Origin of the sequence: Bradyrhizobium sp. WBOS07, assembly GCF_024585165.1 — a bacterium.
Lineage (GTDB): Bacteria > Pseudomonadota > Alphaproteobacteria > Rhizobiales > Xanthobacteraceae > Bradyrhizobium > Bradyrhizobium japonicum_B.
The window spans coordinates 3,198,012-3,222,191 of sequence record NZ_CP029008.1 but is presented as its reverse complement, the minus strand read 5'-3'; the positions used below and the strand labels follow the sequence as shown (position 1 = coordinate 3,222,191).

Here is a 24,180-nt window from a genome sequence, read left to right as displayed (position 1 = left end):
CAGACTTACAGTTAAGGAAACTGAACAATGGCTGACTTGCAGAAGATCGTTGACGACCTCTCGAGCCTCACCGTGCTCGAAGCTGCTGAACTGGCGAAGCTCCTCGAAGAGAAGTGGGGCGTTTCGGCTGCCGCGGCCGTCGCCGTGGCCGGCCCGGCTGGCGGTGGCGCTGCTGCCGCCCCGGCGGAAGAGAAGACCGAGTTCACGGTCGTTCTCGCCAGCGCCGGCGACAAGAAGATCGAGGTCATCAAGGAAGTCCGCGCCATCACCGGTCTCGGCCTGAAGGAAGCAAAGGACCTCGTCGAGGGTGCTCCGAAGCCGCTGAAGGAAGGCGTGAACAAGGAAGAGGCCGACAAGATCAAGGCCCAGCTCGAGAAGGCTGGCGCCAAGGTCGAGCTCAAGTAGGCACTGCTTACTGGCGGGATCCCGGGCGCGCGTCCGGGATCCTGGCCCGTCCTCGGATGGCGGGCCGGATGCAAAAGGCGTGCGACGGAACATTCCGACGCGGGCCGAACACGAAAAAGTGTGGGGATTTGCGGGCTTGACCCTCGAATCTGCACTATTGTCGCCCCATATCGGGTCGGCAGCACGAAAGCGCGGTGGGCAGGGATGCCGGATTTCCCTGTAAGCCGTTGGGAGAGCAGGCTATTTCGGGCTTTTGCAGTCCGTGAACACGATCGTTGTGACGGGCGGGCGCGCAGCAGCGCCCCGCGCGTCGTTTTGCGTTTTGAAGGTCTGAAGAACAGATTCAGGACATTCTCGCCTGAACCTGAGTCTGCGGCCCCCAAAACGGGTTCGAAAAATTCAACCCGGGGAGCGGTGGCAGCCGCGTCCTGGACGGCGCGCCCAGATCGGGCGACGAAAATGAGAGGCCACGATGGCGCAGCAGACATTCACCGGTCGCAAACGCGTTCGCAAGTTCTTCGGACACATCAAGGAAGTTGCCGAGATGCCGAACCTCATCGAGGTTCAGAAGGCGTCCTATGACCAGTTCCTGATGGTCGATGAACCCCAGGGCGGCCGTCTCGACGAGGGTCTGCAGGCGGTGTTCCGCTCGGTGTTTCCGATCTCCGATTTCTCGGGCACCTCGATGCTGGAATTCGTCCGCTACGAGTTCGAGCAGCCGAAATACGACGTCGACGAGTGCCGTCAGCGCGGCATGACCTTCGCGGCTCCCCTCAAGGTGACGCTGCGCCTCATCGTGTTCGATATCGACGAGGAAACCGGCGCGAAGTCGGTGAAGGACATCAAGGAGCAGGACGTCTACATGGGCGACATCCCGCTCATGACGATGAACGGCACCTTCATCGTCAACGGCACCGAGCGCGTCATCGTCTCGCAGATGCATCGCTCGCCCGGCGTGTTCTTCGACCACGACAAGGGCAAGACCCACTCCTCGGGCAAGCTGCTGTTCGCCGCCCGCGTGATCCCGTATCGCGGCTCCTGGCTCGACATCGAGTTCGACGCCAAGGACATCGTCTATGCGCGTATCGACCGTCGCCGCAAGATTCCGGTGACGTCGCTGATGTTCGCCCTCGGCCTCGACGGCGAGGCGATCCTGTCCACGTTCTACAAGAAGATCCTCTACAAGAGGACCAAGGAAGGCTGGCGCGTTCCGTTCGACGCTAACCGTTTCCGCGGCTACTCGACCGTCAACGACCTGATCGATGCCGACACCGGCAAGGTCGTGCTCGAGGCCGGCAAGAAGCTCACCGTCCGTGCCGCTCGCCAGCTCCAGGAGAAGGGGCTGAAGGCGCTGCGCATGTCCGACGAGGAGCTGGTCGGCAACTACGTCGCCGAGGACCTCGTCAATCCGAAGACGGGCGAGATTCACGCCGAAGCCGGTGAGGAGATCACCGACAAGCTGATGAAGTCGCTCAACGAGCAGGGCTACAAGGAGCTGCCGCTGCTCGACATCGACCACGTCAATGTCGGCCCCTATATCCGCAACACGCTCTCGGCCGACAAGAACATGACGCGCGAGGACGCGCTGTTCGACATCTACCGCGTGATGCGTCCGGGCGAGCCGCCGACGCTGGATTCGGCGCAGGCCATGTTCCAGTCGCTGTTCTTCGATGCCGAACGCTACGACCTCTCCGCGGTCGGCCGCGTCAAGATGAACATGCGCCTCGACCTCGATGCGCCGGACACCCAGCGCACGCTGCGCAAGGAAGACATCCTCTCCGTCATCAAGACGCTGGTGGACCTGCGCGACGGCAAGGGCGAGATCGACGACATCGACCATCTCGGCAACCGCCGCGTGCGCTCGGTCGGCGAGCTCATGGAGAACCAGTACCGCATCGGCCTGTTGCGCATGGAGCGCGCGATCAAGGAGCGCATGTCCTCGGTCGACATCGACACGGTCATGCCGCAGGACCTGATCAACGCCAAGCCGGCGGCTGCCGCCGTGCGCGAGTTCTTCGGCTCCTCGCAGCTCTCGCAGTTCATGGACCAGACCAACCCGCTCAGCGAGATCACCCACAAGCGCCGCCTGTCGGCGCTTGGACCGGGCGGTCTGACCCGCGAGCGCGCCGGCTTCGAGGTGCGCGACGTGCATCCGACGCATTACGGCCGCATCTGCCCGATCGAGACGCCGGAAGGTCCGAACATCGGCCTGATCAACTCGCTCGCGACCTTCGCGCGCGTGAACAAGTACGGCTTCGTCGAGACGCCGTACCGCAAGGTCAAGGACGGCCGCGTCACCGACGAGGTCGTGTACCTGTCGGCGATGGAAGAGGGGCGCTACACGGTCGCGCAGGCCAACGTGCCGCTCGACCCGAAGGGCCGCTTCACCGAAGACCTCGTGGTCTGCCGTCATGCCGGCGAAGTCTTGCCGGTGACGCCGGACAAGGTCGACTACATGGACGTGTCGCCGAAGCAGCTGGTTTCGGTCGCCGCGGCGCTGATCCCGTTCCTCGAGAACGACGACGCCAACCGCGCGCTGATGGGCTCGAACATGCAGCGCCAGGCGGTGCCGCTGGTTCGCGCCGAGGCGCCGTTCGTCGGCACCGGCATGGAAGGCGTGGTTGCGCGCGACTCGGGGGCTGCGATCGCGGCGCGTCGTTCGGGCGTGATCGACCAGATCGACGCCACCCGCGTCGTCATCCGCGCCACCGAGGATCTCGATCCGACCAAGTCGGGCGTCGATATCTACCGCCTGATGAAGTACCAGCGCTCCAACCAGTCGACCTGCATCAACCAGCGTCCGCTGGTGAAGGTCGGCGACATCGTCAAGAAGGGCGACATCATCGCCGACGGTCCGTCGACAGATCTCGGTGAGCTCGCTCTGGGGCGCAACGTGCTCGTCGCGTTCATGCCGTGGAACGGCTACAATTTTGAAGACTCGATCCTGCTCTCTGAGCGGATCGTGAAGGAAGACGTCTTCACCTCGATTCACATCGAGGAATTCGAGGTGATGGCCCGCGACACCAAGCTCGGACCCGAGGAAATTACCCGCGACATCCCGAACGTCTCGGAAGAAGCGCTCAAGAACCTCGACGAAGCCGGTATCGTCTACATCGGTGCGGAAGTGCGCGCCGGCGACATCCTGGTCGGCAAGATCACGCCGAAGGGCGAGAGCCCGATGACGCCGGAAGAGAAGCTGCTGCGCGCCATCTTCGGCGAGAAGGCCTCAGACGTCCGCGACACCTCGCTGCGCGTTCCCCCGGGCGTGCAGGGCACCATCGTCGAAGTGCGCGTGTTCAACCGCCACGGCGTCGACAAGGACGAGCGTGCGCTGGCGATCGAGCGGGAGGAGATCGAGCGTCTGGCCAAGGACCGCGACGACGAGCAGGCGATCCTGGACCGCAACGTCTACAACCGTCTTGCCGAGCTGCTCGAAGGGCGGCAGGGCATCGCAGGCCCCAAGGGCTTCAAGAAGGACACCAAGATCACCCGTGCGGTGCTCGAGGAGTACCCGAAGTCGCAGTGGTGGCTGTTCGCTTCGCCGAACGACAAGCTGATGGCCGAGATCGAGGCCATGCGGAAGCAGTACGACGAGTCGAAGAAGGGGCTTGAGCAGCGCTTCCTCGACAAGGTCGAGAAGCTTCAGCGCGGCGACGAATTGCCGCCCGGCGTGATGAAGATGGTCAAGGTCTTCGTCGCGGTGAAGCGCAAGATCCAGCCCGGCGACAAGATGGCCGGCCGCCACGGCAACAAGGGCGTGGTGTCGAAGATCGTGCCGATCGAGGACATGCCGTTCCTCGAAGACGGCACGCATGCCGACATCGTGCTCAATCCGCTCGGCGTGCCCTCGCGCATGAACGTCGGGCAGATCCTCGAGACCCATCTCGGCTGGGCCTGCGCCGGCCTCGGCAAGCGGATCGGCCAGACGGTCGATGCGTACCTGTCGAAGCAGGACATCAAGCCGCTGAAGGAGACCTTGAAGAAGGTCTACGGCGACGACGAGACGATCAAGTCGCTCAACGACAATGAGCTGATCGAGCTCGGCCACAACCTGAGCCGCGGCGTGCCGATCGCGACGCCGGTGTTCGACGGCGCCAAGGAAGCCGACATCGAGGAGATGCTGAAGCTTGCCGGTCTCGACGCCTCGGGCCAGTCGACCGTCTATGACGGCCGCACCGGCGATCCGTTCGATCGCAAGGTGACGGTGGGCTACATCTACATGCTCAAGCTGCACCATCTGGTCGACGACAAGATCCACGCGCGTTCGATCGGTCCGTACTCGCTCGTCACCCAGCAGCCGCTGGGCGGCAAGGCGCAGTTCGGCGGCCAGCGCTTCGGCGAAATGGAGGTGTGGGCGCTCGAGGCCTACGGCGCGGCGTACACGCTCCAGGAGATGCTGACGGTGAAGTCGGACGACGTCGCCGGCCGTACCAAGGTCTACGAGGCGATCGTGCGCGGCGACGACACGTTCGAGGCCGGTATTCCGGAATCGTTCAACGTGCTGGTCAAGGAAATGCGCTCGCTCGGCCTCAACGTCGACCTGCACAATTCCAAGGTGGGACCGGCGCCGACGTCGGAAGCGGCCGAGTAATTCGACCTGTCATGCCCGGCCTTTGCGGCCGGGCACCGGCGCCCCGCCCGAGGCCTTGAGGGCAGGGCGCCTGCTTGAAGTGATTTTCGAATTTGCGGCCGGAGGCGACCGGCACGCGAGGAGAAGACGATGAACCAAGAAATTATGAATCTCTTCAACCCGACGACGCCGGCTCAGGTCTTCGACCAGATCCGGATCTCGATCGCGTCTCCAGAGAAGATTCTGTCCTGGTCCTACGGCGAGATCAAGAAGCCGGAGACCATCAACTACCGCACCTTCAAGCCCGAGCGCGACGGCCTGTTCTGCGCCCGCATCTTCGGGCCGATCAAGGACTACGAGTGCTTGTGCGGCAAGTACAAGCGCATGAAGTACAAGGGCATCATCTGCGAGAAGTGCTCGGTCGAGGTCACGCTGTCGCGCGTCCGGCGCGAGCGCATGGGCCATATCGAGCTCGCAGCCCCGGTCGCCCACATCTGGTTCCTGAAGTCGCTGCCCTCGCGCATCGGCCTTCTGCTGGACATGACGCTGAAGGATCTCGAGCGGATCCTCTACTTCGAATATTACGTCGTGCTCGAGCCGGGTCTCACCGCTCTCAAGGACCGTCAGCTGCTGTCGGAAGACGAGTATCTGAAGGCGCAGGACGAATACGGCCAGGACAGCTTCACCGCCATGATCGGCGCCGAAGCGATCCGCGAGCTGCTCAAGGGCATGGACCTCGAGAAGCTGGAGGCTTCGCTCCGCGTCGAGATGCAGGAGACCGACTCCGACATCAAGCACAAGAAGCTCGCCAAGCGCCTCAAGATCGTGGAAGCGTTCCGCCACTCCGGCAACAAGCCGGAATGGATGATCATGACCGTGGTCCCGGTGATTCCGCCGGACCTGCGTCCGCTGGTGCCGCTCGACGGCGGCCGCTTCGCGACCTCGGACCTCAACGACCTCTATCGCCGCGTCATCAACCGCAACAACCGCTTGAAGCGGCTGATGGAGCTGCGCGCGCCCGACATCATCATCCGCAACGAGAAGCGCATGCTTCAGGAAGCGGTCGATGCGCTGTTCGACAACGGCCGCCGCGGCCGCGTCATCACGGGCGCCAACAAGCGCCCGCTGAAGTCGCTCGCCGACATGCTCAAGGGCAAGCAGGGCCGCTTCCGCCAGAACCTGCTCGGCAAGCGCGTCGACTATTCGGGCCGTTCGGTGATCGTGGTCGGTCCCGAGCTGCGCCTGCATCAGTGCGGCCTGCCGAAGAAGATGGCGCTCGAGCTGTTCAAGCCGTTCATCTATTCGCGGCTCGACGCCAAGGGCCTGTCCACCACGGTGAAGCAGGCCAAGAAGCTGGTCGAGAAGGAGCGGCCCGAGGTCTGGGACATTCTGGATGAGGTGATCCGCGAGCATCCGGTGCTGCTCAACCGCGCGCCGACGCTGCATCGCCTCGGCATCCAGGCGTTCGAGCCGGTGCTGATCGAGGGCAAGGCAATCCAGCTTCACCCGCTGGTCTGCTCGGCGTTCAACGCCGACTTCGACGGCGACCAGATGGCCGTCCACGTTCCGCTGTCGCTCGAAGCGCAGCTGGAAGCGCGCGTCCTGATGATGTCGACCAACAACATCCTGCATCCGGCCAACGGTCAGCCGATCATCGTGCCGTCGCAGGACATCGTGCTCGGCCTGTACTACGTCTCGATCATGCGCGAAGGCCTGCCCGGCGAGGGCAAGATCTTCGGCGACATGGCCGAGCTCGAGCACGCCCTGCACGCGAAGGTCATTCACCTCCACACCAAGATCAAGTACCGGTGGCAGGGCATGGACGAGACCGGCAAGGTCTCGACGCGCTGGATCGAGACCACCGCCGGTCGCGTCATGCTCGGCAACCTGCTGCCGAAGAACCCGCGGATTTCGTACGAGATCATCAACAAGCTGATGACCAAGCGCGAGATCTCGGGCGTGATCGACCAGGTCTACCGTCACTGCGGTCAGAAGGAGACGGTGATCTTCTGCGACCGCATCATGGCGCTCGGCTTCTACAACGCGTTCAAGGCCGGTATCTCGTTCGGCAAGGACGACATGGTCGTGCCGCACGGCAAGTGGAAGATCGTCGACACCACCCGTACGCTGGCGAAGGATTTCGAGCAGCAGTACAACGACGGTCTGATCACCCACGGCGAGAAGTACAACAAGGTCGTCGACGCCTGGTCGAAGGCCACGGAAGAAATCGCCAAGGCGATGATGAAGGAGATCTCCTCGACCAAGAAGACGGCGAGCGGGGCCGATGCCGACATCAACTCGATCTACATGATGGCTCATTCCGGTGCCCGCGGTTCGCCGGCCCAGATGCGCCAGCTCGCCGGCATGCGCGGCCTGATGGCCAAGCCGTCGGGCGAGATCATCGAGACGCCGATCATCTCGAACTTCAAGGAAGGCCTCTCGGTGCTCGAGTACTTCAACTCGACCCACGGCGCCCGCAAGGGCCTCGCGGACACCGCGTTGAAGACCGCCAACTCCGGCTACCTGACCCGTCGTCTGGTCGACGTCGCGCAGGACTGCATCATCACGCAGAGCGACTGCGGCACCAAGCTCGGCATCAAGATGCGCGCCATCGTCGATGCCGGCACCGTGGTCGCTTCGCTGGGCTCGCGCATCCTCGGACGCACGGCCTGCGAAGACATCCGTGACAGTTCCGGCAAGGTGATCATCAAGCGCGACACGCTGATGGAAGAGAGCCATCTGGACGCCATCCAGCAGGGTGGCGTGCAGGAGGTGAAGATCCGCTCGGCGCTGACCTGCGAGCTCGTCAACGGCATCTGCGGCAAGTGCTACGGCCGCGACCTCGCCCGCGGCACGCCGGTCAACCACGGCGAAGCCGTCGGCGTCATCGCGGCGCAGTCGATCGGCGAGCCGGGCACCCAGCTCACCATGCGCACCTTCCACATCGGCGGTGCGGCGCAGCTCAACGAGCAGTCCTTCGTCGAAGCCAACTTCGACGGCAAGATCGTGATCAGGAACAAGGCCATCGCCCGCAACAGCGAAGGCCACCTGATCGCGATGGTGCGCAACATGGTGGTGGCGATCGTCGATGCCGACGGCACCGAGCGTGCGACGCACCGCGTCCAGTACGGCTCGCGCCTGCACGTCGACGAGGGCGACATGGTCAAGCGCGGCCAGCGCATCGTCGAGTGGGATCCCTACACCCGTCCGCTGCTCACCGAAGTCGAAGGTACCATCGGCTTCGAGGATCTGGTCGAGGGGCAGTCGATCTCGGAAACGCTCGACGAGGCCACCGGTATCGCCAAGCGCGTGGTCATCGACTGGCGCTCGACCCGCGGCGGCTCGGACCTGCGTCCGGCCATCGTGGTCAAGGGCAAGGACGGCAAGGTGCTCAAGCTCGCCCGTGGCGGCGATGCCCGCTACATGCTGTCGGTCGACGCCATTCTCTCGGTCGACGTCGGAGCCAAGGTCAATCCGGGCGACATCCTCGCCCGTGTCTCGACCGAAAGCGCCAAGACGCGTGACATCACCGGCGGTCTGCCGCGGGTGGCGGAGCTGTTCGAGGCACGGCGTCCGAAGGATGCGGCGATCATCGCCGAGATCGCGGGCACCATCCGGTTCGGGCGCGACTACAAGAACAAGCGCCGCATCTCGATCGAGCCAATGGACAAGACCGACGAGCCGCGCGAGTACCTGATCCCGAAGGGCAAGCACATCCACCTTCAGGACGGCGACGTCGTCGAAAAGGGCGACTTCATCGTCGAAGGCAACCCGGCGCCGCACGACATTCTCGCGGTCAAGGGCATCGAGGAACTCGCGGCCTATCTGGTCAACGAGATCCAGGAGGTCTACCGGCTCCAGGGCGTGCTCATCAACGACAAGCACATCGAGGTGATTGTCCGTCAGATGCTACAGAAGGTGGAAGTCACCGACCAGGGCGATACGGACATGATCTCGGGCGAGCAGGTCGACAAGATCGAGTTCGACGCCTTGAACGAGAAGGCCAAGGAAGAGGGCAAGAAGCCCGCCACGGGAACGCCGGTTCTGCTCGGCATCACCAAGGCGAGCCTGCAGACCCGTTCGTTCTTCTCGGCGGCCTCGTTCCAGGAGACCACTCGCGTCCTCACGGAAGCGGCGGTCAACGGCAAGGTTGATCCGCTCGAAGGCCTCAAGGAGAACGTCATCGTCGGCCGGCTGATTCCGGCGGGCACCGGCGCCTCCATGGCCAAGATCCGCGAAGTCGCCATGAAGCGCGACAAGCTGATCCTGGACGAGCGCGAGAAGCAGGCGGCGGTCGTGTCGCCCGCGCCGGAAGCGGAGCTTCCCGCGCTGCCGCCCGCGGAATGATCGTTCATCCGTAGGACTACTGAGATAATGAAAAGGCCGGCGCAAGCCGGCCTTTTTGCTGCATTCCTTGTTTGCTTGCTGCGATGCGAGATCAGCCCTTGTTCATCTTTCCTTCAGGCGTAAAAGCGCTTCTGCTAGGAGAGTTTAGACCGGTGGTCCCGTCACGGGGGGCGGACCGGAGACCACGGAACTCATATGCTTGATCTCGCAATCGTAGGCGGCGGCCCCGGCGGGCTGATGAGCGCCTGGTACCTGAAGCGCAAGCTCGGCGATCTCTGTCGCGTCACCATCTTTGAGGCCTCCGACCGGCTCGGCGGCAAGATCGTCACGCGCAAGTTCGATGCCGCGCCCGCGATGTACGAGGCCGGCGTGGCCGAGATCTACGATTACTCGATGACGGGTCCGGATCCGCTGCGCGAGTTGATCCAGCATTTCGGGCTGCAGACCATTCCGATGGACGCAGAGCAGGTGCATCTCGGCGGCGAGCTGCTGAACGATGTGCCCGGCATGCGCCGCAAATACGGCGCCAAGACCGCCGCTGCGATCGAGGCCTTCCGCAAGCGCTGCGCCGAGATGTTGTCGCCGGTCGAGTATTACGAGGGCGTCGGCGCGCACGACAACGAGAATCCCTGGGCCTACAAGACCGCCGAGCAGGTGCTCGACGAGGAGGTCGAGGACGAGACAGCCAAGCGCTTCTTCAAGGTGATGGCGCGCTCCGACATCGCGACCGAGAGCCACAACACCAACGGCCTCAACGCGCTCAAGAACTACCTGATGGACGTCGACGGCTATATCGGCCTCTATTCCATCCAGAACGGCAACGAGCAGCTGATCGAGTGCCTGCAGTCGGAGGTCAACGCCGACATCCAGCTCAATCATCGCGTGCTCGCCGTGGGCAAGGCGCCGACCGGCCGCTATCAGCTCAAGATGATGAACGGCAAGGGACCGGAGATCCGCGACTTCGACCTCGTGCTGGTCTGCCTGCCGCATTCCTGGCTGGCCACGCTCGGCTGGGAAGGCGAGCAGCTGCGCAAGTCGATGGTCAAGCACGTCTCCTATTTCGACCGTCCCGCGCATTACCTGCGCGTCTCGATCCTGTTCGACACGCCGTTCTGGGGCGGGAAGATTCCCGGCGCCTGGTTCATGTCCGAAGCTTTCGGCGGCTGCTGCGTCTACAACGAGGGCGCGCGCCACGACGTCGGCAAGCACGGCGTGTTGAACTGGCTGATCCCCGGCTCCGACGCGCTGGCCTTCGCCAATCTGTCGGATCAGGAGCTGATCGACGCCGCGCTGAAGTCGCTGCCGGCCTCGCTCGGCGATGCGCGTTCGCATTTCATGGAAGGCAGGATCCACCGCTGGCTGTCGTCGGTGAACGCCATACCGGGCGGTCTGCCCGTGCGCGACGTCATGACCAACCACCGGCCGGAGCCGAAGCAGCATCCGGGCATCGTGGTGGTCGGCGACTATCTGTTCGACTCCACGCTGAACGGCCTGCTCGACTCCTCCGACGCCGCCACCGACATCATCCTGACCGAGATGATGCGCCTGCGCCGGCAGCGCGCGCAGGAGGACAAGCCGCTCTCCGACAGGATCGATCGCGATTATTTCGAGAACTATCGCGGTCTCGGTCCCTACCACGAGGCGTGGCGCCACTTTACCGACCCCGATTATCTCACCAAGCTGCTCGGCATCGTCTGGGGAAAGACGAAGGGCTTCAAGCTGCTCGTCGCGGGCTCCGCCAGCGGCGAACTGGTCGGCGCGCTGCGCGAGCGCGGCATCGATGCCTTCGGCATCGAGAACAACCGTGCCATCCACGCCAAGACGCCGAAGGCGCTGAAGAAGTACAACAAGCTCGGCTCGATCACCGACATGCCGTTCAAGGACGGCGCGTTCGACTTCGTGTTCGAGACCAGCCTCTGCCACGTTTCCCCGAAGCAGGTGGTCCGCGCGATCCGCGAGCTCAACCGCGTGGTCAGGACCGGCCTCGTGTTCGGCTCGATCACCTCGGATATGGCTCCCGCCCTGATCGACCGCTACGACCTGCTGCGCGGGGTCAAGAAGCTCGGCACCTGGTGGGAATGGTCCGAGCTGTTCTTCGGCAACGGTTTCGATCTCTCGATGCACCGCAAGGACTGCACCGATGCGCTCTGGGAGGCGACGCTCGCTGCCAACAAGGGGCCAGGGCAGTGGTACGCCGACGCCGACAGCTTGCGCTATTCCTTCTTCGACAAGGTCGAGGACGAGGACGAGGAATAGCCGCGGGACGCATCGAATTCGTCCAATTGTTTTGCCGAATTCATCTTGATCGCATAGAATCGGGGCCTTAGCAGTTGCCGCTATGTCCTGCGTTCTCTGCGGTCATGCCGGCCGTCAGCATCGGTTGGTTTCATGGCATCCAAGCCTCTCTCGCCCGACGACAAGCCTCTCTCGCCCGACAAACAGAAGCTCGCCGCGGACAAGGCGGCCGGGCTCGACGACAAGCTCGCCGCTTCTGCCAAGCCGGATCTCGACGACGAGGAGGACGACGAGGACGAGGCGGATGACGGCCCGGAACTCGACGACGACGATGAGGACGAGGACCTCGTCGTCTTTACCGCCCGCGAGGCCGCCGGCGCGCTCGCGACCATCCTCGGCTTCGTCAAGCCCTATCTGACGAACTACAAGCGGATGCTGTCGTTCGTCGCGTTCGGCGTCTTCGTCGAGACGCTGTTCAACGTCATCATGCCGCTCAGCCTCAAGTTTCTGATCGACGAGGCGCTCGGCGAGGAAGACTTCCAGGCGCTGTACAAGATCCTCGGCGTGCTCGCCGTCGCCGGCATCTTCACCTCGATTGTCGCGGTCTGGTACGAGCGCTGGGATGCGCGGCTGGCCGCCTGCGTCATCTCGGACGTCCGCAAACGCCTGTTCGAGCACGTCCAGGACCTGCCGGCGGCCTATTTCGGCCGCACCAAGCGCGGCGAAATCCTGTCGCGCTTCTCGGTCGACCTCTCCGCGTTCGAAGGCTCGGTGAAGACCTTCGCCAACAGCGCCGCGCTGCCGTTTCTGGAACTGGTCGCCGGCATCGTCCTGATGGTGTTCCTGAACTGGCAGCTCGCGGTGGTCGCGCTGCTGGTGTTTCCGATCACGCTGATCGGCCCGCGGATCCTGACGCCCAAGGCCGTGCAGGCCAACTACGAGCAGAAGCTCAACGAGAGCGCGCTGCTCGGCATGGTGCAGGAGAACGTGGCGGCGCAGGCCGTGATCAAGGCGTTCAGCCTGCAGCGCAAGATGTTCGGCTTCTTCGCCTTCCGCAACGACGAGACGCGCAACAAGATCGCCTCGGCCGCGTTCCTGTCGACCATGGTGGAGCGGACGGTCACCATCTCGGTGCTATTGCTGCACCTCGTGGTGCTCGCGATCGGCGCGTATCTGGCGACCAAGGGCCAGATCACCATCGGCACCTTCGTCACCTTCGAGAGTGCGTTCTGGGAGGTCTCCTACAACATCGCCCATCTGATGCATTTCATCCCGGTGTCGATCTCCTCGGCCGCCGCGATCCGCCATATCCAGGAGCTGCTGGACGAGCCGACCCGCGCCGCCGATCGGCCCGGTGCGCCCGATTTGCCGCGCATCACCAACGACATCACCTTCGACCGCGTCACCTTCCGCTACGAGGGCAGCCAGACGCCGGTGCTGGACAATCTCAGTCTCAAGCTCGACGCCGGCAAGCGCATCGCGATCGTCGGCCCGAGCGGCTCCGGCAAGAGCACGTTGCTCAACCTCATCTTGCGGCTCTACGTGCCCGACGAGGGACGGCTCACCATCGACGGTGTCGACGTCCGCAAGGTGACGCTGGATTCGCTGCGCCGGAGCATGGCGGTGGTGTTCCAGGAGAACATGCTGTTCAACATGTCGATCCGGGAGAACATCCGGCTCGGCAAGGAGGGCGCGACCGACGAGGAGGTGGAGGAAGCCGCCAAGAAGGCCGAGATCCACCGCTACATCATGAGCCTGCCGCAGCGATATGACACGCCGGTCGGCGAGCGCGGCGACACCCTGTCGGGCGGCCAGCGCCAGCGCATCGCGATCGCGCGCGCCATCATCCGCAATCCGTCGGTGCTGCTGCTGGACGAAGCCACCTCGGCGCTGGACCAGACCACGGAAGCTGCGATCAACCGCACGCTGCTCAAGGTCGCCAAGGGCCGCACCATGATCTGGTCGACCCACCGTCTGACGTCGGTGGTCGAGATGGACGAGATCATCGTGATTTCCGGGGGCAGGGCGATCGAACGCGGCTCTCATGCCCAGCTGCTCGCCAAGAACGGGACCTATCGCAAGCTGTGGAACGACCAGATCCACCAGCCGCACGGCGCGGCCGCGCCCGTCGACGATGGCAGAGATGACGACGACGACGAGGACGACGAGGAGTGACCGGACCGCGATTCGGTGATTCCGGTGATCGGCATCGGCGCGGTCCGCACCTGACGACCAGTTTTCGATTCGAGAACTCGATCGGATAGCTCTCATTCGAGTTGGTCGTGAGCGTCGAAAGTCCGCGCGGCCGACGTCGCGGATAGTGGTCGTGCGCGACTTCGGCTGCTCCCGGCGGCGCCGATGACTGCCGAAGCGGAGAGATTAATGACCCTTAACGCACTCCCGGCAAGAAAAGGCCGTGCCGATTATCATAAAATTGCTTTTTACCCGGGCATTAAATTCAGTCAGGCTGGCAGAGTGAAGGCTGCCGTCCCATATCGAGGGAGCGCGGCAAACGGCGATTTTGACAGGCTGCTGAAGCGCTTCGTGACTGTCGTTTCGCCTTGACTTGAGCGACTCTCACTTATAGAAAGCGCCTCACTTAACGACAGGCGGTGAGCATCGCCAGCGTCGGAACGGGCCACCCGTTAGATCTCCAAGGACCAGCTCCGCAAGGGATCGCTCAGACGGGCACCAACCTCGACGAATGCCGCTCAAACGCTGTCGATCATAGCTAGGCAATGCCAGTGCGATTCTAGGTCTCTTGAGCAAGTTCTCTTGAGATCGAATTCGGATGCATGACCTCAGTGCGCAGGCCCTGGCTTACCGCCGACGGCCTCAATACTGCGGTCCTCTGTGGCGTCGAAGCGCTTTCCGCCCGTTGATGGGGTGGTTGGCGCGATTTCGCTTTGTGCGGATTGTTCCGCGGAAGGCAGCCTCGTCGGGCAGGTAGCTCGAAAGAATTTGCAGTTCCGGCAACGGGCTGCGGCAAGACAGCGGATCCGCAAGGGGCCGCGACAGAACAAAGGGTAAGGCCAGGATGCCGACGATCAACCAGCTGATCGCTCAACCGCGTGAAGTGCAGAAGTCGCGCAAGAAGGTGCCGGCGCTGCAGCAGTCGCCGCAGAAGCGTGGTGTTTGCACCCGCGTCTACACCACGACCCCGAAGAAGCCGAACTCGGCGCTTCGTAAGGTCGCCAAGGTGCGCCTGACCAACGGCTTCGAGGTGATCGGCTACATCCCCGGCGAGGGCCATAACCTCCAGGAGCACTCGGTGGTCATGATCCGCGGCGGCCGCGTCAAGGACTTGCCTGGCGTGCGTTACCACATCCTCCGCGGCGTTCTGGATACCCAGGGCGTCAAGAACCGTAAGCAGCGTCGTTCGAAGTACGGCGCGAAGCGTCCGAAGTAAGCGGGAACCAGCTCTATGTCTCGTCGCCATTCAGCGGAAAAGCGCGAAGTCCTTCCCGATCCGAAGTTCGGGAACATCATCGTCACGAAGTTCATGAACTCGGTGATGTACGCCGGCAAGAAGTCGGTCGCCGAGGGCATCGTCTATGGTGCGTTCGGCATCATCGAATCCAAGACCAAGCAGAACCCGCTCGGCGTGTTCGAGCAGGCGCTCGAGAACGTCATGCCGACGATCGAGGTTCGCTCCCGCCGCGTCGGCGGCGCGACCTACCAGGTTCCGGTCGAGGTTCGCTCGACCCGCCGGCAGGCGCTGGGCATCCGCTGGCTGATCTCGGCCGCGCGCGAGCGCAACGAGAAGACCATGACCGAGCGGCTTTCGGCCGAGCTGCTGGACGCATCGAACAACCGCGGGAACGCCGTCAAGAAGCGTGAAGACGTGCACCGGATGGCGGAAGCCAACCGCGCCTTCTCGCACTATCGCTGGTAACGGCGACACACTCGGACTCGCAAGGAACCACCCATGCCCCGCCAACATGCCATCGAGGACTACCGTAACTTCGGTATCATGGCGCATATCGACGCCGGCAAGACCACGACGACCGAGCGCATCCTCTATTACACCGGCAAGAGCCACAAGATCGGCGAAGTGCACGAAGGTGCCGCGACGATGGACTGGATGGAGCAGGAGCAGGAGCGTGGCATCACGATCACCTCGGCTGCGACCACCGCGTTCTGGGCCGGCAAGCGCCTGAACATCATCGACACTCCCGGCCACGTCGACTTCACCATCGAGGTCGAGCGCAGCCTGCGCGTGCTCGACGGCGCCGTCTGCGTGCTCGATTCGAACCAGGGGGTCGAACCCCAGACCGAGACCGTCTGGCGCCAGGGCGACAAGTACAAGGTTCCGCGCATCGTCTTCGCCAACAAGATGGACAAGACCGGCGCCGACTTCTTCAAGTGCCTGGCCGACATCGTCGACCGCCTTGGCGCCAAGCCGATCGCGATCCAGCTTCCGATCGGCGCCGAGAACAACTTCAAGGGTCTCGTCGACCTCGTGAAGATGCAGGGCATCATCTGGAACGATGAATCGCTCGGCGCGAAATTCGACTATGTCGACATTCCCGAGGATCTGGTCGAGCAGGCCAAGGAATACCGCGAGAAGATGGTGGAAGCCGCCGTCGAGCTCGACGACGACGCCATGGCCGCCTATCTCGACGGCAAGGAGCCGGACGAGGCGACGCTGAAGCGGCTGATCCGCAAGGCGGTGCTGACCGGCGCCTTCTATCCGGTGCTGTGCGGCTCGGCCTTCAAGAACAAGGGCGTGCAGCCGCTGCTCGACGCCGTCGTCGACTATCTGCCGTCGCCGATCGACGTGCCCGCGATCAAGGGCACCGACGACCGCGGCAACGAGGTCGTGCGCAAGGCGGACGACAAGGAGCCGCTGGCGCTGCTCGCGTTCAAGATCATGGACGACCCGTTCGTCGGCACCATCACCTTCTGCCGCATCTATTCCGGCGTGCTGCAGAGCGGCACCGGCGTCGTGAACTCGACGCGCGAGAAGAAGGAGCGCATCGGGCGCATGCTGTTGATGCATGCGAACAACCGCGAAGACATCAAGGAAGCCTATGCCGGCGACATCGTCGCGCTGGCCGGCCTGAAGGAAGCGCGCACCGGTGACACGCTGTGCGATCCCGACAAGCAGGTGATCCTGGAGAAGATGGAATTCCCCGAGCCGGTCATCGAGATCGCGATCGAGCCGAAGTCCAAGGCCGACCAGGAAAAGCTGGGCGTGGCGCTGGCCAAGCTCGCCGCGGAGGATCCGTCCTTCCGCGTGTCGACCGACCAGGAGTCGGGCCAGACCATCCTCAAGGGCATGGGCGAGCTCCATCTCGATATCAAGGTCGACATTCTCAAGCGGACCTACAAGGTCGACGCCAACATCGGCGCCCCGCAGGTTGCGTTCCGTGAGCGCGTCACCAAGAAGGCCGAGGTCAAGTACACCCACAAGAAGCAGACCGGCGGCACCGGTCAGTTCGCGGAAGTGTCGATCGTGGTCGAGCCGAACGAGCCCGGCAAAGGCTACGAGTTCGAGTCCAAGATCGTCGGCGGTGCGGTTCCGAAGGAATACATCCCCGGCGTCGAAAAGGGCCTCAACAGCGTGATGAGCTCCGGCGTGGTCGCGGGCTTCCCCGTGGTCGACGTCAAGGTTCAGCTCGTCGACGGCAAGTATCACGACGTCGACTCGTCGGCGCTCGCCTTCGAAATCGCATCGCGCGCGGCATTCCGCGAAGCCTTGCAGAAGGGCAAGTCGGTCCTGCTCGAGCCGATCATGAAGGTCGAAGTCGTGACCCCGGAAGACTACACCGGCTCGGTCATCGGCGACCTGAATTCCCGGCGCGGTCAGATCCAGGGTCAGGACATGCGCGGCAACGCCAACGTCATCAACGCGATGGTGCCGCTCATGAACATGTTCGGTTACGTGAACAACCTGCGCTCGATGAGCCAGGGTCGCGCGACCTTCACCATGCAGTTCGACCACTACGCAGAAGCGCCGGCCAACGTGTCGGCAGAAGTCCAGAAGAAGTTTGCCTGATTGTCGTCGGTCTAAAGCTGACGATTGAACGGAGAGTCAAATGGCCAAAGCAAAGTTTGAACGTAACAAGCCGCACTGCAACATCGGCACCATCGGTCACGTCGACCATGGCAAGACGTCGCTGACCGCGGCGATCACCAAGGTTCTCGCCGAAGCCGGCGGTGCGACGTTCACCGCGTACGACCAGATCGACAAGGCGCCGGAAGAAAAGGCGCGCGGCATCACCATCTCGACCGCGCACGTCGAGTACGAGACGCCGAACCGCCACTACGCCCACGTCGACTGCCCCGGCCACGCCGACTACGTCAAGAACATGATCACCGGCGCCGCCCAGATGGACGGTGCGATCCTGGTCGTGTCGGCCGCTGACGGCCCGATGCCGCAGACCCGCGAGCACATCCTGCTTGCCCGTCAGGTCGGCGTGCCCGCGCTCGTCGTGTTCCTCAACAAGTGCGACATGGTCGACGATCCGGAGCTGCTCGAGCTCGTCGAGCTCGAAGTCCGCGAGCTGCTCTCCAAGTACGACTTCCCGGGCGACAAGATCCCGATCATCAAGGGCTCGGCGCTCGCCGCCCTCGAAGATTCCGACAAGAAGCTCGGCCACGACGCCATTCTCGAGCTGATGAAGAACGTCGACGAGTACATCCCGCAGCCGGAGCGTCCGATCGACCAGCCGTTCCTGATGCCGGTTGAAGACGTGTTCTCGATCTCGGGCCGCGGCACCGTCGTGACCGGCCGCGTCGAGCGCGGCATCGTCAAGGTCGGCGAGGAAATCGAGATCGTCGGTCTGCGCGCCACGCAGAAGACCACGGTCACCGGCGTCGAGATGTTCCGCAAGCTGCTCGATCAGGGCCAGGCCGGCGACAACATCGGTGCGCTGCTCCGCGGCACCAAGCGCGAAGACGTCGAGCGCGGCCAGGTGCTGTGCAAGCCGGGTTCGGTCAAGCCGCACACCAAGTTCAAGGCTGAGGCTTACATCCTCACCAAGGAAGAGGGCGGTCGCCACACCCCGTTCTTCACCAACTACCGTCCGCAGTTCTACTTCCGCACCACCGACGTGACCGGTGTCGTGCATCTGCCGGAAGGCACCGAGATGGTGATGCCGGGCGACAACATCGCGATGGAAGTGCACCTGATCGTGCCGATCGCGATGGAAGAGAAGCTCCGCTTCGCGATCCGCGAAGGTGGCCGCACCGTCGGCGCCGGCGTCGTCGCCTCGATCATCGAGTAACAAACGAATAGGGAATGGTGAGTGGCGGATAGGACCTATTCGCTACTCGCTACTCGCCACTCTACTCAAAGAAAGCACGGCAATGAACGGCCAAAACATTCGTATCCGTCTCAAGGCGTTCGACCATCGTATCCTCGATACGTCGACCCGCGAGATCGTGAACACGGCGAAGCGCACCGGCGCGCAGGTCCGCGGACCCATTCCGCTGCCCACCCGCATCGAGAAGTTCACCGTCAACCGTTCGCCCCACGTCGACAAGAAGAGCCGCGAGCAGTTCGAGATGCGCACTCACAAGCGCCTGCTCGACATCGTCGATCCGACCCCGCAGACCGTCGATGCTTTGATGAAGCTCGACCTGGCCGCCGGTGTCGACGTCGAGATCAAGCTCTGAGCATGCCCCGAGAAGTGGGCACCGGTCTTCGGATCGGGTCGTGCTCACTTACGAAGATTAGCTAGTCCGCAAGGACAGAAAGAACAGGAAGCAAGCCGATGCGCTCCGGAGTGATCGCACAAAAGGTCGGGATGACGCGGGTCTTTACGGAGGCCGGCGAACATATCCCCGTGACCGTGCTGAAGCTCGGCAATTGCCAGGTCGTAGGCCACCGTACCGAAGAGAAGAACGGTTACGTCGCGCTCCAGCTCGGTTCTGGCAGCCGCAAGACCGTTTACATGCCCAAGGCGGAGCGCGGCCAGTTCGCGGTCGCCAAGGTCGAGCCGAAGCGGCGGGTCGAGGAATTCCGCGTCTCGCAGGACGCGATGATCCCGGTCGGCGCCGAGATCCTTGCGGATCACTTCGTCGTCGGTCAGTTCGTCGACGTCACCGGCACCTCGGTCGGTAAGGGGTTCGCCGGCGGCATGAAGCGCTGGAACTTCGGCGGTCTGCGCGCCACACACGGCGTGTCGGTCTCGCACCGTTCGATCGGCTCGACCGGCGGTCGTCAGGACCCCGGCAAGACCTGGAAGAACAAGAAGATGCCCGGCCACATGGGTGTCGACCGCATCACCACGCTCAACCTTCGCGTCGTCCAGACCGATGTCGAGCGCGGCCTGATCCTCGTCGAAGGTGCCGTTCCCGGCTCCAAGGGCGGCTGGATTCGCGTGCGCGACGCCGTCAAGAAGCCGTTGCCGAAGGAAGCTCCGAAGCCCGGCAAGTTCAAGGTTGCTGGCGACGCGGACGCCGCTCCGGCTGCGCAGGAGGCGTGAGATGGAATTGAAGGTCACCACCCTCGAAGGTAAGGAAGCCGGCTCGGTCCAGCTCTCCGACACCATTTTCGGCCTCGAGCCGCGCCAGGACATCATTGCACGTTGCGTGCAGTGGCAGCTCAACAAGCGCCAGGCCGGTACGCACAAGGCCAAGGGCCGCGCCGAGATCTGGCGCACCGGCAAGAAGATGTACAAGCAGAAGGGCACCGGCGGTGCTCGTCACGGCTCGGCCCGCGTGCCGCAGTTCCGCGGCGGCGGTCGTGCCTTCGGTCCGGTGGTGCGTTCGCACGCCACCGACCTGCCGAAGAAGGTCCGCGCGCTCGCTCTGAAGCATGCGCTCTCGGCCAAGGCCAAGGACGGCGATCTCGTCGTGATCGACAAGGCCGCGCTGGAAGCCGCCAAGACCAAGGCGCTGCTCGGTCACTTCTCGGGTCTGGGCTTGACCAACGCGCTGATCATCGACGGTGCCGAGCTCAACAACGGTTTTGCCGCTGCGGCCCGCAACATCCCGAACATGGACGTGCTGCCGATCCAGGGCATCAACGTCTACGACATCCTGCGCCGTCAGAAGCTCGTTCTGACCAAGGCCGCCATCGATGCGCTGGAGGCGCGCTTCAAATGACGAAGAACATCGAGGCTCGCCACTACGACGTGATCGTCGCGCCGGTCGTGACCGAGAAGGCGACGATCGCCTCCGAGCACAACAAGGTGCTGTTCAAGGTCGCGGCGAAGGCGACCAAGCCGCAGATCAAGGAAGCGATCGAGAAGCTGTTCGACGTCAAGGTCAAGAGCGTCAACACGCTGGTCCGCAAGGGTAAGACCAAGGTCTTCCGCGGCAATCTCGGCTCGCAGTCGAACACCAAGCGCGCGATCGTGACCCTCGAAGAGGGTCACCGGATCGACGTCACCACCGGTCTGTAAGGTCGTACGACGATGGCACTGAAGAAATTCAACCCCACGACGCCGGGCCAGCGCCAGCTGGTCATGGTCGATCGTTCGGCCCTCTACAAGGGCAAGCCGGTCAAGGCGCTCACCGAGGGCAAGCATTCCTCGGGCGGCCGCAACAACACCGGCCGCATCACCGTGCGCTTCCGTGGCGGCGGTCACAAGAAGACGCTGCGCACCGTCGACTTCAAGCGCGAGAAGGTCGACGTTCCCGCGACCGTCGAGCGGCTCGAGTATGATCCGAACCGCACCGGCTTCATCGCGCTGATCAAGTATCAGGACGGCGAGCAGGCCTACATCCTGGCGCCGCAGCGCCTGGCCGTGGGCGACACCATCGTCGCCGGCAACTACGTCGACGTGAAGCCGGGCAACGTCATGCCGCTGGGCAACATGCCGGTCGGCACGATCATCCACAACATCGAGGTCAAGATCGGGAAGGGCGGCCAGCTCGCCCGTTCCGCCGGCACCTACGCGCAGCTCGTGGGCCGCGACCAGGACTACGTCATCATCCGCCTGAATTCGGGCGAGCAGCGCCTGGTGCACGGCCGTTGCCGCGGCACGATCGGCGCGGTGTCGAACCCGGATCACATGAACACCTCGATCGGCAAGGCCGGTCGCAAGCGTTGGATGGGCCGCCGCCCGCACAACCGCGGTGTCGCGATGAACCCGATCGACCATCCGCACGGCGGTGGTGAAGGTCGTACCTCGGGCGGCCGCCACCCGGTCACGCCGTGGGGCAAGCCGACCAAGGGCAAGAAGACCCGCACCAACAAGTCGACCAACAAATTCATTCTCCTAAGCCGCCACAAGCGGAAGAAGTAAGGAACGCCGGACATGGTTCGTTCAGTCTGGAAAGGCCCGTTCGTCGAGGGTTCTCTGCTCAAGAAGGCAGATGCCGCGCGCGCGTCCGGCCGTCACGACGTCATCAAGATCTGGAGCCGTCGCTCGACGATCCTGCCGCAGTTCGTCGGCCTGACCTTCGGCGTTTACAACGGTCAGAAGCACGTGCCGGTGGCCGTCAACGAGGAAATGGTCGGTCACAAGTTCGGCGAGTTCTCGCCGACCCGGACCTTCCATGGCCACTCCGGCGACAAGAAAGCCAAGAAGGCTTGAGGATTAAACGATGAGCAAACCTAAGCGCGAACGGAGCCTCGCCGACAACGAGGCCAAGGCGGTCGCCCGGATGCTGCGGGTGAGCCCGCAGAAGCTCAACCTGGTCGCCCAGCTCATTCGCGGCCGGAAGGCTGCTGCTGCGCTCGCCGATCTGCAGTTTTCGCGCAAGCGGATCGCGGTCGACGTCAAGAAGTGCCTGGAATCGGCCATCGCCAATGCCGAGAACAACCACGACCTCGACGTCGATGATCTCGTCGTGGCGCAGGCCTTCGTCGGCAACGGTCTCGTGATGAAGCGCTTCGCCGCTCGCGGCCGTGGCCGCTCGGGCCGGGTCTACAAACCATTTTCGCAGCTGACGATCATCGTTCGTCAGGTCGAAGCTGAAGCCGCCGCTTAAGGGCGCAGGAGAACACGATGGGTCAAAAGATCAATCCGATCGGTCTGCGCCTCGGCATCAACCGTACCTGGGATTCCCGCTGGTTCGCCGGCAAGCAGGAATACGGCAAGCTGCTGCACGAGGACGTCAAGATCCGTGAGATCCTGCACAAGGAGCTCAAGCAGGCGGCCGTCGCCCGCATCGTGATCGAGCGTCCGCACAAGAAGTGCCGCGTCACCATCCACTCGGCCCGTCCGGGCGTGGTGATCGGCAAGAAGGGCGCCGACATTGACAAGCTGCGCAAGCGGGTCGCGGACATCACCTCGTCCGACGTCGTCATCAACATCGTCGAAATCCGCAAGCCGGAGCTCGATGCGACGCTGGTGGCCGAATCGATCGCCCAGCAGCTGGAGCGCCGCGTGGCGTTCCGCCGGGCCATGAAGCGCGCCGTGCAGTCGGCGATGCGTCTCGGCGCGGAGGGCATCCGCATCAACTGCTCGGGTCGTCTGGGCGGTGCGGAAATCGCGCGTATGGAATGGTACCGCGAAGGTCGCGTGCCGCTGCACACGCTGCGCGCCGACATCGACTACGGCGTTGCGACCGCGTTCACGACCTTCGGCACCTGCGGCGTCAAGGTCTGGATCTTCAAGGGCGAGATCCTCGAGCACGATCCGATGGCCCAGGACAAGAGAATGGCCGAAGGCGAGACGGGCGGTAGTGGTGATCGTGGTGGCCGTCAGCGCCGCGACACGGCTGCAGCCTAAAGCCGCACAGGAATTTGAGGGCTCAAAGCCATGATGCAACCTAAGAAAACGAAGTTCCGGAAGGCGCACAAGGGCCGCATCCACGGCGTTGCGTCTTCGGGCGCGACGTTGGCGTTCGGCCAGTTCGGCCTGAAGGCGACCGAGCCTGAGCGCGTCACCGCGCGCCAGATCGAAGCCGCTCGCCGCGCGCTGACCCGCCACATGAAGCGCGCCGGCCGCGTCTGGATCCGCGTGTTCCCGGACGTTCCGGTGTCGAAGAAGCCGGCCGAAGTCCGCATGGGCTCCGGCAAGGGTTCGCCGGAATTGTGGGTCGCGCGCGTCAAGCCGGGCCGGGTGCTGTTCGAGATCGACGGCGTCAACACCCAGACGGCGCGTGAGGCGCTGACCCTGGCGGCCGCCAAGCTGCCGATCAAGACGCGCTTCGTCGAGCGCATTGCGGAGTAATGGCCATGGCCCAGATGAAGATCGAAGACATCCGCGCGATGAGCCCCGACCAGCAGGATGACGCCATCCTGAACCTGAAGAAGGAGCGCTTCAACCTGCGCTTCCAGCGCGCCACCGGGCAGCTCGAGAACACCTCGCGCCTGCGCGAGGCCCGCCGTGACATCGCCCGGATCAAGACTGTCGCCGCGCAGACGCGCGCCAAGAAGAAGTAAGAGGCTTACGAAGATGCCGAAACGTACTTTGCAGGGCGTGGTCGTCAGCGACAAGCAGGCCAAGACCATCGTGGTGCGCGTCGACCGCCGCTTCACGCACCCGATCTACAAGAAGACGATCCGCCGTTCGAAGAACTACCACGCGCACGACGAGAGCAACGAGTTCAAGCCGGGCGACATGGTGTGGATCGAGGAATCGAAGCCGATTTCGAAATTGAAGCGCTGGGTCGTGATCCGGGGCGAGCACAAGAAAAGCGCCTGATCTGTTGGCTTTAGCCGACTGACTTCAGGGAAATGTTGAGCGCCGGCTGGGCTGGCGCAAAGAGAAGAGGAC

The 24,180-nt window shown here is 63.6% G+C and carries 20 protein-coding genes; all 20 read left to right on the top strand.

Features of this window, described 5'->3' with window-relative positions:
- Window positions 1-27 precede the first annotated feature (27 nt).
- The 20 genes from rplL (at window position 28) to rpsQ (ending at window position 24,108) form a co-directional block, all read left to right on the top strand.
- Window positions 28-405, top strand: coding sequence for a 50S ribosomal protein L7/L12 (gene rplL, locus DCM79_RS15290; protein ID WP_100177007.1), 378 nt, complete (start codon window positions 28-30; stop codon window positions 403-405).
- Window positions 406-877: 472 nt separating this feature from the next.
- Window positions 878-4,996 carry a DNA-directed RNA polymerase subunit beta gene (gene rpoB / locus DCM79_RS15285; RefSeq protein WP_028137029.1) on the top strand — a complete coding sequence of 1,373 codons (4,119 nt, stop codon included), beginning with the start codon at window positions 878-880 and terminating at the stop codon, window positions 4,994-4,996.
- Window positions 4,997-5,125: 129 nt separating this feature from the next.
- Window positions 5,126-9,322, top strand: a complete 4,197-nt coding sequence (gene rpoC, locus DCM79_RS15280; RefSeq protein WP_126258100.1) for a DNA-directed RNA polymerase subunit beta' — start codon at window positions 5,126-5,128, stop codon at window positions 9,320-9,322.
- 195 nt (window positions 9,323-9,517) lie between these two features.
- Window positions 9,518-11,578 (top strand): FAD-dependent oxidoreductase, encoded by a 2,061-nt coding sequence (locus DCM79_RS15275; protein WP_257180545.1) that lies wholly within the window; start codon window positions 9,518-9,520, stop codon window positions 11,576-11,578.
- Window positions 11,579-11,710: 132 nt separating this feature from the next.
- A complete protein-coding gene (locus DCM79_RS15270; RefSeq protein ID WP_257180544.1) occupies window positions 11,711-13,732 on the top strand; it encodes an ABC transporter ATP-binding protein in 2,022 nt (673 codons plus the stop codon).
- A gap of 862 nt (window positions 13,733-14,594) precedes the next feature.
- Complete coding sequence (rpsL, locus tag DCM79_RS15265; protein WP_007603006.1) at window positions 14,595-14,966, top strand: 30S ribosomal protein S12; 372 nt, start codon at window positions 14,595-14,597, stop codon at window positions 14,964-14,966.
- Window positions 14,967-14,981: 15 nt separating this feature from the next.
- Window positions 14,982-15,452 carry a 30S ribosomal protein S7 gene (gene rpsG / locus DCM79_RS15260; protein WP_008136420.1) on the top strand — a complete coding sequence of 157 codons (471 nt, stop codon included), beginning with the start codon at window positions 14,982-14,984 and terminating at the stop codon, window positions 15,450-15,452.
- Between the two features lie 33 nt (window positions 15,453-15,485).
- Entirely contained in the window at window positions 15,486-17,558 is a 2,073-nt protein-coding gene (fusA, locus tag DCM79_RS15255; protein ID WP_128919614.1) for an elongation factor G, read from the top strand.
- A gap of 40 nt (window positions 17,559-17,598) precedes the next feature.
- Window positions 17,599-18,789, top strand: coding sequence for an elongation factor Tu (gene tuf / locus DCM79_RS15250; RefSeq protein WP_008136415.1), 1,191 nt, complete (start codon window positions 17,599-17,601; stop codon window positions 18,787-18,789).
- Window positions 18,790-18,871: 82 nt separating this feature from the next.
- Complete coding sequence (gene rpsJ, locus DCM79_RS15245) at window positions 18,872-19,180, top strand: 30S ribosomal protein S10 (protein ID WP_002712302.1); 309 nt, start codon at window positions 18,872-18,874, stop codon at window positions 19,178-19,180.
- A gap of 98 nt (window positions 19,181-19,278) precedes the next feature.
- Window positions 19,279-19,992 (top strand): 50S ribosomal protein L3, encoded by a 714-nt coding sequence (gene rplC / locus DCM79_RS15240; protein ID WP_257180542.1) that lies wholly within the window; start codon window positions 19,279-19,281, stop codon window positions 19,990-19,992.
- A gap of 1 nt (window position 19,993) precedes the next feature.
- Complete coding sequence (gene rplD / locus DCM79_RS15235) at window positions 19,994-20,614, top strand: 50S ribosomal protein L4 (RefSeq protein ID WP_074116741.1); 621 nt, start codon at window positions 19,994-19,996, stop codon at window positions 20,612-20,614.
- Entirely contained in the window at window positions 20,611-20,913 is a 303-nt protein-coding gene (locus tag DCM79_RS15230; RefSeq protein ID WP_028137022.1) for a 50S ribosomal protein L23, read from the top strand. The genes rplD and DCM79_RS15230 overlap by 4 nt, the downstream gene beginning before the upstream one ends.
- Window positions 20,914-20,925: 12 nt before the next feature.
- On the top strand, window positions 20,926-21,759 hold the full coding sequence (rplB, locus tag DCM79_RS15225) for a 50S ribosomal protein L2 (RefSeq protein ID WP_257180541.1): 834 nt from the start codon (window positions 20,926-20,928) through the stop codon (window positions 21,757-21,759).
- 12 nt (window positions 21,760-21,771) lie between these two features.
- Window positions 21,772-22,050, top strand: a complete 279-nt coding sequence (gene rpsS / locus DCM79_RS15220) for a 30S ribosomal protein S19 (protein WP_008136357.1) — start codon at window positions 21,772-21,774, stop codon at window positions 22,048-22,050.
- Between the two features lie 10 nt (window positions 22,051-22,060).
- A complete protein-coding gene (gene rplV / locus DCM79_RS15215) occupies window positions 22,061-22,447 on the top strand; it encodes a 50S ribosomal protein L22 (RefSeq protein WP_028137020.1) in 387 nt (128 codons plus the stop codon).
- A 17-nt stretch (window positions 22,448-22,464) separates the two neighbouring features.
- Entirely contained in the window at window positions 22,465-23,190 is a 726-nt protein-coding gene (rpsC, locus tag DCM79_RS15210; RefSeq protein ID WP_018647246.1) for a 30S ribosomal protein S3, read from the top strand.
- A 30-nt stretch (window positions 23,191-23,220) separates the two neighbouring features.
- Window positions 23,221-23,634 carry a 50S ribosomal protein L16 gene (rplP, locus tag DCM79_RS15205; RefSeq protein ID WP_008136349.1) on the top strand — a complete coding sequence of 138 codons (414 nt, stop codon included), beginning with the start codon at window positions 23,221-23,223 and terminating at the stop codon, window positions 23,632-23,634.
- A gap of 5 nt (window positions 23,635-23,639) precedes the next feature.
- Window positions 23,640-23,846: a 50S ribosomal protein L29 gene (gene rpmC, locus DCM79_RS15200; RefSeq protein ID WP_011088144.1), complete on the top strand. Its 207-nt coding sequence runs from the start codon at window positions 23,640-23,642 to the stop codon at window positions 23,844-23,846.
- Between the two features lie 13 nt (window positions 23,847-23,859).
- The gene (gene rpsQ / locus DCM79_RS15195) at window positions 23,860-24,108 is read left to right on the top strand and encodes a 30S ribosomal protein S17 (protein WP_007603028.1); all 249 of its coding nucleotides are present in this window, start codon (window positions 23,860-23,862) and stop codon (window positions 24,106-24,108) included.
- The last annotated feature ends 72 nt before the right edge of the window (window positions 24,109-24,180 follow it).